This is a genomic window from Haloferula sargassicola (genome assembly GCF_040362925.1).
Classification (GTDB): Bacteria; Verrucomicrobiota; Verrucomicrobiia; order Verrucomicrobiales; family Akkermansiaceae; genus Haloferula; species Haloferula sargassicola.
Genome location: NZ_BAABRI010000011.1, coordinates 111,985 through 126,854, shown reverse-complemented (window position 1 = coordinate 126,854; position 14,870 = coordinate 111,985). Strand labels below are relative to the sequence as shown.

13 protein-coding genes are annotated in these 14,870 nt (G+C 64.3%); all 13 read left to right on the top strand.

The annotated features are described in order from the left end of the window. Positions 1-140: 140 nt before the first annotated feature. The 13 genes from pyrF (at position 141) to ABXH26_RS11130 (ending at position 14,857) form a co-directional block, all read left to right on the top strand. Positions 141-914 (top strand): orotidine-5'-phosphate decarboxylase, encoded by a 774-nt coding sequence (pyrF, locus tag ABXH26_RS11190; RefSeq protein WP_353567155.1) that lies wholly within the window; start codon positions 141-143, stop codon positions 912-914. Between the two features lie 12 nt (positions 915-926). Then, positions 927-1,844 (top strand): MBL fold metallo-hydrolase, encoded by a 918-nt coding sequence (locus ABXH26_RS11185; RefSeq protein WP_353567154.1) that lies wholly within the window; start codon positions 927-929, stop codon positions 1,842-1,844. Positions 1,845-2,170: 326 nt separating this feature from the next. Further along, positions 2,171-2,500, top strand: a complete 330-nt coding sequence (locus tag ABXH26_RS11180) for a hypothetical protein (protein ID WP_353567153.1) — start codon at positions 2,171-2,173, stop codon at positions 2,498-2,500. A gap of 199 nt (positions 2,501-2,699) precedes the next feature. Continuing rightward, complete coding sequence (locus tag ABXH26_RS11175; RefSeq protein ID WP_353567152.1) at positions 2,700-3,401, top strand: cytochrome c3 family protein; 702 nt, start codon at positions 2,700-2,702, stop codon at positions 3,399-3,401. A 33-nt stretch (positions 3,402-3,434) separates the two neighbouring features. Continuing rightward, positions 3,435-6,779, top strand: coding sequence for a TAT-variant-translocated molybdopterin oxidoreductase (locus tag ABXH26_RS11170; protein WP_353567151.1), 3,345 nt, complete (start codon positions 3,435-3,437; stop codon positions 6,777-6,779). A 39-nt stretch (positions 6,780-6,818) separates the two neighbouring features. Then, positions 6,819-8,297: an NrfD/PsrC family molybdoenzyme membrane anchor subunit gene (nrfD, locus tag ABXH26_RS11165; protein ID WP_353567150.1), complete on the top strand. Its 1,479-nt coding sequence runs from the start codon at positions 6,819-6,821 to the stop codon at positions 8,295-8,297. A 37-nt stretch (positions 8,298-8,334) separates the two neighbouring features. Further along, positions 8,335-8,889 carry a DUF3341 domain-containing protein gene (locus ABXH26_RS11160; RefSeq protein WP_353567149.1) on the top strand — a complete coding sequence of 185 codons (555 nt, stop codon included), beginning with the start codon at positions 8,335-8,337 and terminating at the stop codon, positions 8,887-8,889. A 40-nt stretch (positions 8,890-8,929) separates the two neighbouring features. Then, positions 8,930-9,631, top strand: a complete 702-nt coding sequence (locus ABXH26_RS11155) for a c-type cytochrome (RefSeq protein WP_353567148.1) — start codon at positions 8,930-8,932, stop codon at positions 9,629-9,631. Between the two features lie 20 nt (positions 9,632-9,651). After that, a complete protein-coding gene (locus tag ABXH26_RS11150; protein ID WP_353567147.1) occupies positions 9,652-11,019 on the top strand; it encodes a hypothetical protein in 1,368 nt (455 codons plus the stop codon). 34 nt (positions 11,020-11,053) lie between these two features. After that, positions 11,054-11,860, top strand: coding sequence for a c-type cytochrome (locus ABXH26_RS11145; RefSeq protein WP_353567146.1), 807 nt, complete (start codon positions 11,054-11,056; stop codon positions 11,858-11,860). 10 nt (positions 11,861-11,870) lie between these two features. After that, entirely contained in the window at positions 11,871-13,349 is a 1,479-nt protein-coding gene (locus ABXH26_RS11140; RefSeq protein ID WP_353567145.1) for a cbb3-type cytochrome c oxidase subunit I, read from the top strand. 30 nt (positions 13,350-13,379) lie between these two features. Then, positions 13,380-14,084: a cytochrome c family protein gene (locus tag ABXH26_RS11135; RefSeq protein WP_353567144.1), complete on the top strand. Its 705-nt coding sequence runs from the start codon at positions 13,380-13,382 to the stop codon at positions 14,082-14,084. Positions 14,085-14,104: 20 nt separating this feature from the next. After that, entirely contained in the window at positions 14,105-14,857 is a 753-nt protein-coding gene (locus ABXH26_RS11130; RefSeq protein WP_353567143.1) for a c-type cytochrome, read from the top strand. The last annotated feature ends 13 nt before the right edge of the window (positions 14,858-14,870 follow it).

Here is a 14,870-nt window from a genome sequence, read left to right as displayed (position 1 = left end):
GGAAGATGCTTCGAGGTCCTGGGAGCTCGAAGTGCCATGCTGAGGGAGAGCGCGGCAAGGTCCTTGCCCGGCGGTCGATGCCCGCCGCCCCCTTGCCTTCGCATTGGACGTTTCGGCGAAGCCGGGCCATGCTGCGCGGGATGCGTTACACGGAGCGGTTGCAGGGCAGGATCGAGGCTACGGGATCAAGGTTGTGCGTGGGGATCGACCCACGACCGGGCGACGGAGGAATCGAGGCGGTGCCGGATTTTTTGCGGCGCCTGGTCGATGAAACCTGGGAGAAAGCGGCGGCGTTCAAGCCGAACATCGCCTACTTTGAGGCGATGGGACTGCGGGGAATCGAGATGCTCGGCGAGCTGATGACGGCCATGCCGAAAGAGGTCCCGGTGATTCTCGACGCCAAGCGCAGCGACATCGGCGAGACTCAGCAATACTATGCCCAAGGGTATTTCGACCACTGGGGCGTGGACGCGGTGACGCTCAATCCTTTCCTTGGCTACGACTCGATCGAGCCCTTCCTCGGCTGGGAGGGCAAGGGCGTCTACCTGCTGGCGGTGACTTCGAATCCGGGCTCGGCCGATTTTCAGCGCCAGGAGCTGGCGGACGGCCGTTCGGTGTTCGAGCTGGTCGCGGCGCTCGGCGAGCGATCGAGGTCCGAGGGCAGGGCGACCGACGTCGGCTACGTGGTCGGTCTCACCCAAGCGGCCGATGTTTTGGCGAAAATCCCGGAAGCCCCGCTGTTGGTGCCGGGTCTTGGTGCGCAGGGCGGCGACCTGGCCTCGCTGGCCGCGGCGAAACGAATGGCCCCGGACGTCATCAATGTCTCGCGGGGGATTTCCTACGCCGGGGATGCGCGGAGTTTCGCGCAGCGGGCGCAGGACTGGGCGGACAAGATCGCGGAGGCCTACGCGTAAGGCTCTGGAACGATGGCGGACGAACACCCAGTCAAACCCGCGGCCCACTATTCGGGCCTGATGCCCAAGAAGGGCTGGCAGCAGCGCAACTACAAGTTCTTCCGCCACCGCATCGTGCCGGGAATGTTCCGCCGGCCCGATGGCTCGACGCAGGCACCGATCCTCCACCCGCCCGACAATGGCACGGTGCGCGTGACCTGGATCGGTCACGCCGCGTTCTTCATCCAGTTCGAGGGCCACTCGCTGATGGTCGACCCGAACTGGGCCAACTGGCACGGCATCGTCCGCCGCCGCCGTCGGCCCGGCCTGCCGCTGCAGGAAATCCCGGAACTCGATCTGGTGCTCGTGACCCACGCGCACTTCGATCACCTCCACAAACCCAGCCTCAAGGTGCTGCAGTCGCGCGACGGCATCGTGGTCCCGCGGGGCAGCGGCAATCTCGTGCGGCGGCTTGGTTTTCCCGCGGTTCACGAGGTGAAAATCTGGGACCGCCTCGAGTTCGGCGCGATGTCGGTGGTCCACACGCCCAGCCACCACTGGGGCGCGCGTTACCTGCACGATACCCATCGCGACTACGGCGGCTACCTGATCGAGGTGAACGGCAAGAGCGTCTTCCACTGCGGCGACAGCGCCTGGTTCGATGGGTTTTCGGAAATCGGCAAGCGCCACCCGGCGATCGACGTCGCGCTGATGCCCATCGGCGCCTACGAGGCTCCCAGTGGTCGGGACGTCCACATGAACCCGGAAGAGGCCGTCCGCGCCTTCGCCGAAATGGGGGCCAAGGTCTTGATTCCCATGCACCACGATACCTTCCCGCTCGGAAACGAAGCGCCGGGCGAGGCGGTCGACCGGCTCTTGCAGGAGGCGGACCGGCTGGGGATCAGCGACAAGGTCTTGATTCCCGAAGAGGGGGTGGGACTCGAGTGGTGAAGAGCGATGGAGCGCCGATTTTATTATCGGCGGTCCAGCACGGTACGCCTGGGTTGCGGGGGTGAATGCCTGTCGATAGGAAGCTGCGGAGCTTTCTACCTCGATCACGCCGCCCGGCAGAACAGGCGATGTTGATTTCATCATCGGCGCTCCAGCAGGGCACGCCTGGTCGGCGGGGGATGAATGCCTTTCGATAGGAAGTTGGGGAGCTGTCTACCTCAATCACGCCGTTTTACAGAACAGGCGATGCCGATTTCATAATCGGCGGTCCTTTTCCAAAATCCGCTGGATCCCTCCTTTTCTCCCCGCAAACTCGCCGCACCGCCATGCCCAACCTTCCGCTGCCCTTCAAAGTCTCCGATTTCCCCAGCGCCCTCTGGATCCTTCTCGGCCTGATCGTTTTCCTGCAGATCGTCGGCATCCTGCAGCGCCTTGCCCTCGGCTCCCGCTTGAAACGGCTCCAGCGACAGCTGGGATCCCGGCGCAGCGAATCCAAGACGGACGCGGCGACGCCGGCGGCCGCCGGCACCGAGCAGGCCGGCCTGTTTGAGGAATATTTGGACGAGGATCCCCAGCGGAAACTCCTTTCCAAGAAGGAGCAGTTCGATGGCTTCCGGAAATGGCGCAGCGAGAAGGGTTTGAATTGGTCCAAATGAGACCCTGTCTCAGTAGTTTGACCGTCCACAGGTCTGACCGGTTTTTTCCGCGGAGCAGCCGTTTTTCCGGTTGCCAGCCGTAAGTCGGTTTGCAAACTCGCCGCCCGCCGGCGGCTCCTGCCCCCGCAACCACGCATCGCTTGTGAAAAATTTCACAAGCTCCCTGATTTTCTCGACGAGAAACGATTTCACCACCGTCATGGCCAATTTCTTTCCGCGCTGGACCAACGTTCTCCCGTTCAAGATCGCGATTTGTGTGCTGTCCCTCGGAGCCGGTGTCGTGGCCGCCTTCAGTTACTACGCCACGCCCAAGACGCAGGTCGTCGGATACCAGCCCTCGCAGCCGATCCCGTTCTCCCACCGCATCCACGTCGAGCAGGTCGGCCTGGACTGCCGCTACTGCCACTCGTTCGTCGACGTTTCCAACCACTCGAACGTCCCCACCTCCAACACCTGCTGGAACTGCCACCGCCACGTGCAGACGCAGAGCCCGAAGCTCCAGCCGCTGCGCAACCGGATGGACCCACTTCTCAAGCATCCGGACTTCGGCAAGCCGGTCGAGTGGGTGCGCATCCACAAGGCGCCCGACTACGTCTACTTCAGCCACCTGGCCCACGTGAACCGCGGCATTTCCTGCAAGAGCTGCCACGGCCGGGTCGACCAGATGGAGGTCGTCTACCAGGACCAACCGCTTTCGATGGGCTGGTGCCTTGATTGCCACCGCCATCCGGAAAAGAACCTCCGTCCGCTCGAGGAGGTCTACAACCTTTCCTACGACCCCGAGAAGTACATCGCCACACACGACATCGAGGGCGTGAAGACCACCGAGGACCTCGGCAAGAAGCTCAAGGAGCAATGGCAGGTCAATCCGCCGACTTCCTGCGCCACCTGCCACCACTGACCCCTTTCGTTCCGAAAAATTTTCCGTCGACCCATGAGCAAGCGCATCTGGCAACACCCCGACGTCCCCGCCGACGAAACGACCGTCTCCTGGCGCGGTGTCGGGCAGCTCGAAAACACGACCGAGTACCGCGAGTGGCTTGAGCGCGAGTTTCCCGCGGGAACCGCCGAGCTGACCCGTGAGGGGGAAATGGAAACCACCCGCCGCTCCTTTCTGAAGCTAATGGGGGCCTCGACCGCCCTCGCCGGTTTCGGCATGGCCGCCTGCCGCCGTCCGGAAAGCTACATCCTGCCCTACGCCAACGCGCCGGAATGGGTCATCCCGGGCAAGGCCACCTACTACGCCTCCAGTTTCCCGCGTGCCCACGGCGCCACGCCGCTGGTGGTGACCACCTTCGAAGGCCGCCCGACCAAGCTCGGTCCGAACTCGCTCCACCCGGACCACGCCGGCACCGACACCTTCGCCCAGGCCGCCGTGCTCGACCTCTACTCGCCGACCCGCTCGCGCGAGGTGCTGCACCACGCCAAGCCGGCCAAGCGATCGGAGTTTGAAGCCGTGCTCGCCGGCCTCGCCAAGGACCCGGCCTCGAAGATCGGGCTCGTTTTCGGTCGCGACGACTCGCCGACCCGCGCCCGCCTGCTCAAGGACCTCCAAGCCAAGTTCGCCGACGTCAAGGCCTATGCCTACGAGGCGCTCGAGGGCGAAACCAACCTCTTCGGCGACGGGGTCCGCTTCGTGGCCGACTTCACCAAGGCCGACCGCATCGTCTCGCTCGATTGCGATTTCGCCGGCCTGGATCCGGTCGGCCCGCTGACCCCTTTCCACGACCGCCGCAAGCCCGAGGGCAAGGCGTATGACCAAACGCCGGACGCCTCGAAGATGAACCGCCTCTACTCGGTGGAGAGCGCGTTCACCATCACCGGCGGCATGGCCGACCACCGCCTGCGCGTGAAGCCCAGCGAGCTGGTCACCGCCGCGGCGGAAATCCTGCGCGCGCTGGGTGATGGCGGCTCGGTCGGCGGCGCCCGCGCCGCTTCGCCGGATATGGCCGCCTGGGTGGCGGAAATGGTCGCCGACCTCCAGCAAAACCGCGGTCGCTCGATCGTGGTCGTCGGCAGCCGCGCCCCGGAAGCCGTCCACCGCATCGCCGCCGCCATCAATGCCCGCCTGGGAGCGATCGGCGACGACGGCGCGCTGCGCGCCGTTTCGACGGAGGCCACCGGTCTCGGCGACCTTGCCCAGCTCGTGTCCGATCTGAATTCCGGCGCGGTCGAGCATGTGCTGTTCTTCACGCCGTCCAATCCTTCCCACGACGCCCCGGCCGACCTCGGCTTCGGGGACGCGCTGGTGAAAGCCACGACGAGCATTCATTTCGGCCTCCGCACCGACGCCACCGCCCACGCGGCGACCTGGCACGTGCCGGCCAGCCATTTCCTCGAAAGCTGGGGTGACGCCCGCACCTGCAACGGCGTTTACACGATCGTCCAGCCGATGATCCTTCCGCTCTACGATGACTGCGCGAGCGAACTGGAAGTCCTTTCCGCGCTGCTGGATGGCGAAGGCCGCCTGATCACCGGCGAAGGCGAGGAAGGCGGACCGAGCCCGGCCATGAGCGCCGTGCGCAAAACCTTCGAGGGTCTCGCCGGCAATACCGAGGCGGCTTGGAAAAAGCTGCTGCGTGATGGCTACCTCGCCGACTCGAAATACGCCACCGCCAACGTGGCTGCGGACGCTGGCGCGCTGACGGCCGCCATCGAGGCCGCGCCGGAGGGCGGGGAGCTGGAGGTGATCTTCGCCACCGACTACTCGGTCTATGACGGCCGCTGGATCGACAACGGCTGGCTGCAGGAAATGCCCGACCCGCTTTCGAAGCTGTCGTGGGACAACGCGGCCCTCATTTCCCCGAAGACCGCCAAGGACTACGGGATCTATGACGAATTGGTCGCCTTGGAGCCGAAGACCAAGGCCTACGGCGTGGAAGGCATCCATGCGGCCAAGGGACCGGACAACGAAGGCGAGAAACGCACCGGCAAGCTGGTCAAGATCGCGGTCGGCGGGGTGGAAATGGAAATCCCCGTCCAGATCGGTTTCGGCCAGGCGGACGGTGTGCTCTACATCCCGGTCGGCTACGGCCAGGGTTTCGATGAGGATGACGAGCTGAAGCGCGACACCTCGAAGGTGGCGAATGTCGGACTCGTCGGGGCCAACACCGGCTTCGACGTCTTTCCGCTCCGCACTTCGGCCAACCCGTATTTCGCGGTTCTTGACGGCCCGCCGAGCAAGACCGGCAAGCTTTACAGCCTGGCCGCCACCCAGGAGCACCACGCGATGTATGGCCGTGCGCTGGCCCGCGAGGTGTCCACCGCCACCGACGAGCACAAGGGCGACTTCATGGCCCAGCTCGACGGCGTGAAGAAGCAGGGCGTGGACTCCCACGCCCCGCCGAACGTCTCGCTCTACAAGCCGGAAAACCGCAAGGGCGAGGATTTGATCAGCAACACCATCCACCAGTGGGCGATGGCGATCGACCTCAGCACCTGCTCGGGTTGCAACGCCTGCCTCGTGGCCTGCCAGGCGGAGAACAACATTCCGATCGTCGGCAAGGAGCAGCTCGCCAAAGGCCGCGAGATGCACTGGATCCGCATGGACCGCTACTTCGCCCAGCAGGAGGGGGATGAGACCGGCGACCAGATGGAGATGCTGCCCCAGCCGGTGGCCTGCATGCAGTGCGAGTCCGCCCCCTGCGAAACCGTCTGCCCGGTGAACGCCACCGTCCACACCGAGGACGGCCTCAACGCGATGGCCTACAACCGCTGCATCGGCACCCGCTACTGCGCCAACAACTGCCCCTACAAGGCACGCCGCTTCAACTTCTTCGACTACAACAAGCGCAACCCGCTGATCGCCCACAACCTCTACTGGGGTCCCCTCGGCGAGAAGCAGGTCGGCACCGCCGCCCACCTCCAGCGCAACCCGAACGTGTCCGTCCGGATGCGCGGGGTGATGGAGAAGTGCACCTACTGCGTGCAGCGCCTCAAGGATGCCACCATCCGCCAGAAGCGCGGCCAGAAGCAGGATTACCTCGCCACCGGCAAGTCGCTCGACGTCACCATGAATAGCGAGAAGCTGCGCATCCCGGTGGATTCCGTGAAGGTCGCCTGCCAGGAGGCCTGCCCGGCCGATGCGATTTCGTTCGGCAACAAGCTCGACGAGGACAAATCCCGCATGATGCGCGCCAAGGGAGTCGGCCGGAACTACGACCTGCTCCAGTACATCGGCACCCGCCCGCGCACCAGCTACCTCGCCCGGGTGAAAAACCCGAATCCGTCGATGCCCGGAGCCGAGCACATCGGCAAAGCCACCATTCACATGCACTGATCGCTGCCGGCGATCCGATCCCTGTCACCCGCGAGAAACATGGCCACCGCCACTGACACCTCCCCACGCCAAGGTCCAAAGCTTCCCGTGCTGCGCCGCGAGAAGCTGATCCTCAACGACCGCTCCTACCACTGGATCACCGAGCGGATCTGTGGCGTGCTCGAAAACCGCCAGCCCCTGCTGTGGTGGCTGCTCTTCATTCCGAGCGCGATCATCGCCGCCATCGGAGTCGGCGGCGGCCTGTTCCACCTGGTCTCGACCGGCGTCGGGGTGTGGGGAAACACCAATCGCGTGATGTGGGGCTGGCCGATCGTGAACTTCGTGTTCTGGATCGGCATCGGCCACGCCGGGACGCTGATTTCGGCCATCCTTTTCCTCACCCGCCAGAACTGGCGGACCTCGATCAACCGCGCCGCGGAGGCGATGACGATTTTCGCCGTGTGCTGTGCGGGGATTTTCCCGGCCTTCCACGTCGGCCGCGTGTGGATGGTGTGGTTCCTGGCCCCGATTCCCAACGCCAACGGCATCTGGCAGAACTTCAAGTCGCCGCTGCTGTGGGACGTGTTCGCCGTCTCGACCTACTTCACCATCTCGCTGATCTTCTGGTATCTCGGCATGGTGCCGGACCTCGCGACCATCCGCGACCGCTGCAAGCCCGGCCTGCGCAAGTTGCTCTACGGCCTGTTCTCGCTGGGCTGGCGCGGTGGCAACCGCCAGTGGAGCCACTATGAAATGGCCTATCTCCTCCTGGCCGCGCTCTCGACCCCGCTGGTCCTCTCCGTGCACTCGGTCGTGTCCTTCGACTTCGCGACCTCGACGGTGCCCGGCTGGCACACCACGATCTTTCCTCCTTACTTCGTCGCGGGCGCGATCTTCGGTGGCTTCGCGATGGTGCTCACCATCATGGTTCCCGCCCGTTTCATCTACGGGCTGCAGGACCTGATCACCATGAAGCACATCGACAACATGTCGAAGATCATCCTGCTGACCGGCACGATCGTCGGCTACGCCTACCTGATGGAGCTGTTCGTCGCCTTCTACTCGGGCGCGAAGTTTGAAATGGAGGCCTTCAAATACCGGATCACCGGTCCCTACGCCTGGGCTTACTTCTGCATGATGTTCTGCAACGTCATCTCGCCGCAGATCTTCTGGTTCAAGAGCATGCGCGAGAACCTGTGGGTCGTGATGGCCGTTTCCATGTGCGTGAACATCGGCATGTGGTTCGAGCGCTTCGTCATCATCGTGACCACCCTCGCCCGCATGTGGCTGCCGGGTGACTGGAAATATTTCTCACCGAGCGGCCAGGACCAGCTGCTGTTCGTCGGCACGATCGGGATGTTCCTGACCCTGTTCCTCCTGTTCCTTCGTTTCCTGCCCTGCATCAACATCGCGGAAGTGAAGTGGACCCTGCCGCAGTCCGATCCGCACTTCGATGATCTTGCAGACCACCCGGACGCCGGCGTGACCGACCAGGCCGCCTACCAATACGAGCTGCGCGACAAGTCGCCGTCGATCTGAACCCCTTCGCTGGAACCACCAACGCCCATCATTACCTGTGAGCACGACTCGTAAACGCGTCTACGGCTACCTGGCCGAGTTCAAGAGCGCCTCCGCCCTCTACAAGGCCGCGGAAAAGGTGCGCGACGCCGGTTTCCGCAAGTGGGACTGCCACTCGCCCTATCCGATCCACGGACTCGACGGAGCGATGGGATTGAAGCGCTCAATCCTGCCCTGGCTGGTGTTCTTCGGTGGTTCCACCGGTACCCTGACCGCCTTCTCCCTGGCCTACGGAACCCAGGTGCTGCTCTATCCGACCGTGGTGCAGGCCAAGCCGGTGAACATCTTCACCGTGCCGGCCTTCTTCCCGGTGATGTTCGAGCTGACGATCCTGTTCTCCGGTTTCACCGTGCTTTTCGGCCTGCTCGCATTGATGAAGCTGCCGCGCCTGAACCACCCGCTGTTCGCCAGCAAGCAGTTCCACCGCGCCACGGACGACGCCTTCTTCATCGCCATCGAGGCCCGCGATCCGAAGTTCAGCCCCGAGGGCACCAAGAACCTCCTGCAGGACATCGGCGGCACCAACATCGAACTCGTCGAGGAGGAGGATTGATCCCTCGCTCCCTGCTATCCGCTACCCGCTACCTCCGACCGTGAAATACTTCTTCCTCGCCTACGCGATCGTCGCCGCGCTCGTCATCGGACTGATGCCGGTGCGTGGTGAAAAGCGCGCCTCGACGCCGATCTGGCTGTTCCCGGACATGGACAACCAGGACAAGCTCAAGGCCCAGAAGCCGGACGACTTTTTCGCCGACGGCGTCGGCGAGCGGATGCCGGTTGATGGCACGCAGCCCCGCGGTTTCCTGCCGGAAGGCGAGGCGGAACTCGGCGGCATTCCTGAATACCAGTTCGGCGGCGGCACCAGCTACTACGAGACGGGCGCCATCAATGACCACTATTCCAGCGGGATGCCGGAGGAACTCGGCCTGACGGAGGAGAACGTCGATGCCTTCCTGCGCCGCGGCCACGAGATGTTCCTCGTCAACTGCATGCCCTGCCACGGGGCCTCCGGCAACGGTCAGGGCATGGCGGCCCAGTTCGGAGTTCCCGGGGTGGCCAACCTCCAGCTGGAGAACTTCGGTCCCGCCGCTTACCCGGACGGTCGCATGTTCGAGACCATCACCCACGGCAAGGGCAACATGGGCTCCTACAAACACAACGTTTCGCTGCGCGACCGGTGGGCGATCATCGCCTATGTCCGCGCGCTGCAGGCCGCCCAGAAGGCGCCGATGTCCGATCCCGCCGTCAAGGCCGCCTACGACGCGGCGCAAGCCTCCGCCAATCCGGCCCAGTAAGATCTTTTCCACCTCCGACCATGGCTTCCCACTATGTCACTTCCGCCGACGTCCCGGTTCAGGGCGAGCGGCTGAGCAGCCCGACCGTCTCGAAGATCAAGATGATCTCCGGCGCGACCTCGGTGGTGCTCACTCTGGTCAGCTTGTTTCTGCTGTTCGGACCCAACGACGGTTGGTCCGCCTGCTATTCCTACTCCTGGCTGTTCGCGGTGTTCTTCTTCTTCACGCTGGCCGTCGGCGGGGTGTTCTGGACGCTGCTTCACAACGTCTCCAACTCGGGGTGGGGGACCTCGGTCCGCCGGGTGATGGAAAACCTCGGTTCGGTTTATCCCTGGTTGTTCATCTTTGTCCTGCCGCTTGGCTGCCCGGAGGTGCAGAAGTGGCTTTACGAGTGGATGAACATCCACCGCGAGGGCCTGGCCCACGAGGGCGTCGGTGCGTTCGACGGCTTCCTCGCCGGTTTCTACGGTTCGGATTCGCTCAAGACCTGGCTCAATGAAAACCATCACGGCCTGCTCGCCAACAAGCTGTGGTACATGAACCTGTTCGCCTGGTATGTGCGCTTCGCGTTCTACTTCATCGGCCTGAGCCTCGTGATCCGCGGCCTGCGCAGGCTCTCCGTCGCCCAGGACAGCGACCCGAATCCCGGCACCAGCCGCCTTTTCCGCGCCCGCTTCCACTCGACCTACACGCTGATCATTTTCGCCATCACCATCACCTTCGCCGGCTTCGACTGGCTGATGGGCCTCTCCTACACCTGGTTCTCGACCATGTGGGGCGTCTATCTCTTTGCCGGCGCGGCACTGAACTCGATGGCGGTGATCATCATCACCTGCGCGCTGCTCCAGCGGGCCGGCTACATGAAGCGGGTGGTCACGCCCGAGCATTACCACATCAAGGGCAAGCTGCTCCTCGCCTTCACCATCTTCTGGGCGTATATCTCATTCTCGCAGTTCTTCCTCATCTGGTATGCGAACATTACCGAGGAAACGGAGTATTTCCTCATCCGCAACACCGAGGGCTGGAACACGGGCATGATCGCGCTGGTGTTCCTGCACTTCGTGGTGCCCTTCGTGGTGCTGCTTCAGGCGTGGTTGAAAAAGAAGCCGGTCGCGCTTGCCGCGGTGGCCGTTTACACGCTCGCGATGCACGTGCTCGACCACTACCTGATCACGATTCCCGAGCGCTCGGTTTCGCTGATGAACCTGCTGCCCGAGCAGTTCGGACACGTCACGACCACCGTGCCCGGCGCCTTCTGGGGGGACATCCTTGCCTTCGTGACCGTCGGCTCCGGATTCCTGTTCTTCTACCTGCGCGCCCTCGGCCAGAACAACCTCTACCCGAACCAGGATCCCCGCATCCTCGAGTCCGCCAACGTCTCGAACTGATCCAATTTCCCTGTCTTCCCAGCTCTTCCGAAACATGGAACCTTCCCGCGACAACCCCATGGCCCGCTTCTCCGCCTTCTGGTGGGGGCTTGGCGTCATCCTGCTGTTCTTCGTGGTGCTTTTCATCACCCGTCTGGTGACGGAAAACGAAGCACCGAACCCGCTCGAGGAAGCCGCCCGGCTGAAGCGGCTGGAGGTCCGCGCGAAGGTCGATGAAGACCAGAAGTCCAACCTCACCTCGTGGACCTTGTCCGAGGACAAGTCGACGGTGAAGGCCAACCCGGAGGCCGTGTTTTCCCTGGTGGGCAAGCAGCTCGTGGCTTCCAAGCCGACGCCCTCGACCGATCCCGCCCAGGTGGTCCCCGGCTCGCCGACCGCGGAAAAGCTGGCCGCCGCGCCGGCCACCGACACCGCCGCGGTGGACGATCTGACCCCGCCGGCCGGCACCGCTCCGGATCCCGCCGTGATGGAGAAGGGCAAGCAGGCGTTTCTCGTCTGTTCCGCCTGCCACGGCCAGAATGGCGAGGGCAACCCGGTCATCGCGCCGCCGCTCGCCGGCTCCGAATGGGTGGCGGGCCCGGTTTCCAACCTGATCCGGATCCAGATGCGCGGCCTTGAGGGCCCGATCACGGTGGCAGGCAAGGAATACACCCTGCCTGCTCCCATGGCCCCGATGGGTGCCGCCAGCAGCGACGAGGATGTCGCCGCGGTGCTCACCTACGTTCGCAACTCCTTCGGCAACTCCGCCCCGCCGGTCACGCCCGAGCAGGTCAAGATGCTCCGTTCCGAAGTCGGAAAGCCGGCCCTCAAGGTCGCCGACCTGATCCCTGTCGCTCCCTGATTTTCCCGCCATGCCCACTTCCGAAAACGACCAAGACACGATCCTGCGCGCGTCGATCGACCGATCGCTCCGCCACCCGGTGATGTTTTTCTTCACCAGCGGGGCGGCGTGGCTGGCGGTGGCGATCCTGCTCGGCATCGTATCCTCCGCGAAGGTTCACAATCCCGGATTCCTCGACCACTGTCCCTGGCTGACCTACGGGCGCGTGTTCGCCGCCCACCAGAGCGCTTTCATCTACGGTTGGGGCTGCCAGGCGGCCTTCGGCATGGTCATCTGGCTGATGGCCCGGCTTTCCCGCCAGGAGTGCCGGAATCCCGGCGTCATCCTGACCGCCGGTCACGTCTGGAACTTCGTCTTGTCGCTGGGCGTCATCGGCGTGCTCGCCGGTTACGGAACCGGGGTGCCTTGGATGGAAATGCCGTCCTTCACCTGGTTCCCGATGCTGCTGGCCTACATCGCCATCGTGATTGGTTCGATGGTGCAGTTCAAGATCCGCCCGCAGGGCCACACCTACATCTCGCAGTGGTTCCTGATGGCGGCGCTGATCTGGTTCCCGTGGTTCTTTTCCTCGTCGAACATCCTGGTGCACGGCTTCAGCGGCAGCCCGCTGGGTGCCACCGGCGTCGCGGCCTGGTTCCGCTCGGCGATGCTCCTGATGCTCTTCGCCCCGGTCGGAATCGGAATGGCCTACTATCTGGTGCCCAAGGTCCTGGGGCGTCCGGTCTACAACTACTCGCTGTCGATGATCGGCTTCTGGTCGCTGGCCATCGTCGCTCCGTGGGCCGGCATGCAGCAGCTGGCCGGGGTGCCCGTGCCGAACTTCCTGCCCTACCTCGGCGCGTTCGCCGGCATCCTGTTCGCCATTCCGGCGGTGGTGGCGGGCGTCAATCTGCTCAAGACGGCCACGTCCGACCTGGAGACCGTCAACCAGAGCCCGACGCTGCGTTTCTCCATCTGGGGGCTGATCTTCCTGCTGGTGTTCGCCCTGGCCAGCGTGTTTCTGAACCTGCCGGGCGTCCTCAAGCTGACCCAGTTCACCATTTCCGGCTACGGCTACGAGGTGCTGGGCGTCTACGGCTTCTTCAGCTTCATCGCCTTCGGCGCGATCTATTTCATCGTCCCGCGTGTCACCCGTCGGGAGTGGCTTTCCCGGCGCCTGATCACCTCGCACTTCTTCCTCTCGGTCTACGCCGTGGGCGGCATTGCGGTGATCGCCCTGTTCGGCGGCCTGATGCAGGGGGTGGGCCAGGAAAACATCAACGGTGGCTGGGAAGATGCCGCCGGCCGCGGCCAGCCGTATGCGGTCTTCACCACCATTGCCTGGTGCTTCCTGCTGATCTCGAACTTCTTCTTCTTCATCCACCTCACCCTGATGTGGCTCCGCCTCGGCCGCCGCAGCTCGCATCCGACGCTGCTGGTCCATGGTCACGCCGACAGCCCGCACGGGCCCGAGGGCGACATCGACAACACCGGACCGATCGTCCACTGAGCCCATCCGCTGCCTGAATTTTCCCGCGACATGAACTTCCGCAATTTCGCCATCGGACTCACCGCCAGCTTCGGCCTCGCCTGGCTCGCCGTGGTGGTCGTGCCGTTTTTCACCATGCGCGACCTCGCGCCGGTCGCCTTCCAGGAGGGCATCGACGCCCAGACCGGCATCTACCACCCGAAGACCGCCGGCCGGGTGGTCAACGGCTACGAGGTCTATGCTGAGAACGGCTGCTACCTGTGCCACACGCAGGTCGCGCGTCCGACCTACGCCGGCAACGACCTCGGCCGTCCGGATTTCGCCGGACTCAGCGCCGACCCGGACCGTGGGGACACCCGTCGTGAGTCGAATCCCTTCGACTACCTCGGCCTCGACTTCGCACCCATCGGCGTGACGCGTTCCGGTCCGGATCTGATGAACTACGGCCGCCGCCTGCTCAGGGACCATCCGGCGGACGCGGAAAGCTATCTTTACCGCCGCCTCTACAATCCCCGGCTTGATCCCGCCGTGGCTGCCTGGAGCAACTGCCCGGGCCTGCCGTTCCTGTTCGAGAAAAAGGAAATCAAGGGTCAGCGGTCCGACCGCGCGGTCGATGCCGAGGTCAAGGCCGGCTATGAGATCGTCCCCGGTCCCAAGGCCAAGGCCCTCGCCAGTTACCTGATGTCCCTCCAGCACGATGACGCCGTGCCGGCCTCGATGAACTACGCTCCGGCGACCACCAACCCCGAAGGCTGAACCCGGTTTTCCCGCATCCGATGCAAGATTCTCACAAGCCCGACCTCGACGATTCGCTGAACGTCACCGAGTCCCATGAGCGCCTGCTGCGCGATGCCGCGGCGGTGGCGCGCGAAAAGCGCGTGGACGAGGGTGGCCAGGAACCCGTCTCCAACTGGATTTTCGCCACCGGCGGCCTGATCGCGATCGCCGCCGGGCTCGCGCTCGGCCATGCGGGCGGCCTTTTCGACTATCATTCGTACGTCGAGCCCGGCTATGTCCGGAGCTCGCTGGGCGGAGGAGAGGACGCCGGGCCGCCGCCGGTGGATGCCCTGAAAGGCTACATGGCCAAGGGTGAGAAGGTTTTCGCCAAATGCGTCGGCTGCCACGGCCCGGACGGCAAGGGTGGCGGTGCGTATCCATCCCTGGCCGGTTCCGAATGGGCCATGGGCCCGACCGAGCGCTTTTCGCAGATCGTGCTCAACGGCCTGACCGGTCCGACCAGCACCGGCAAGGTGTTCGGCGTGATGCCGGCGCAGGGTGTCGGCATGAGCCCGACCGACTTGGCCTCCGTGATGACCTACGTCCGCAATTCCTTCGGCAACGAGAAGGGCGAGGTGGTGACCGAGGGAATGGCCGCCAAGGCGATCGAGATTTCCGAGGGTCGTGCCAATGCCGGCACGCCCGTGACCAAGGAGGAACTCAATTCCGAGCACCTTCAGGATCTTCCCGGCGAACCGCTCGATCCGGCCACCAAGGTCGATCCGGTGTCGCTCGCTCCCGTCGAAGAATAGGACCGCCGGCGGC

Bases quoted from the DNA above. Each gene is read 5' to 3' on its own strand.
- pyrF (WP_353567155.1), top strand. From the start codon at position 141: ATGCGTTACACGGAGCGGTTGCAGGGCAGGATCGAGGCTACGGGATCA.
- ABXH26_RS11185 (WP_353567154.1), top strand. From the start codon at position 927: ATGGCGGACGAACACCCAGTCAAACCCGCGGCCCACTATTCGGGCCTG.
- ABXH26_RS11180 (WP_353567153.1), top strand. From the start codon at position 2,171: ATGCCCAACCTTCCGCTGCCCTTCAAAGTCTCCGATTTCCCCAGCGCC.
- ABXH26_RS11175 (WP_353567152.1), top strand. From the start codon at position 2,700: ATGGCCAATTTCTTTCCGCGCTGGACCAACGTTCTCCCGTTCAAGATC.
- ABXH26_RS11170 (WP_353567151.1), top strand. From the start codon at position 3,435: ATGAGCAAGCGCATCTGGCAACACCCCGACGTCCCCGCCGACGAAACG.
- nrfD (WP_353567150.1), top strand. From the start codon at position 6,819: ATGGCCACCGCCACTGACACCTCCCCACGCCAAGGTCCAAAGCTTCCC.
- ABXH26_RS11150 (WP_353567147.1), top strand. From the start codon at position 9,652: ATGGCTTCCCACTATGTCACTTCCGCCGACGTCCCGGTTCAGGGCGAG.
- ABXH26_RS11145 (WP_353567146.1), top strand. From the start codon at position 11,054: ATGGAACCTTCCCGCGACAACCCCATGGCCCGCTTCTCCGCCTTCTGG.
- ABXH26_RS11140 (WP_353567145.1), top strand. From the start codon at position 11,871: ATGCCCACTTCCGAAAACGACCAAGACACGATCCTGCGCGCGTCGATC.
- ABXH26_RS11135 (WP_353567144.1), top strand. From the start codon at position 13,380: ATGAACTTCCGCAATTTCGCCATCGGACTCACCGCCAGCTTCGGCCTC.
- ABXH26_RS11130 (WP_353567143.1), top strand. From the start codon at position 14,105: ATGCAAGATTCTCACAAGCCCGACCTCGACGATTCGCTGAACGTCACC.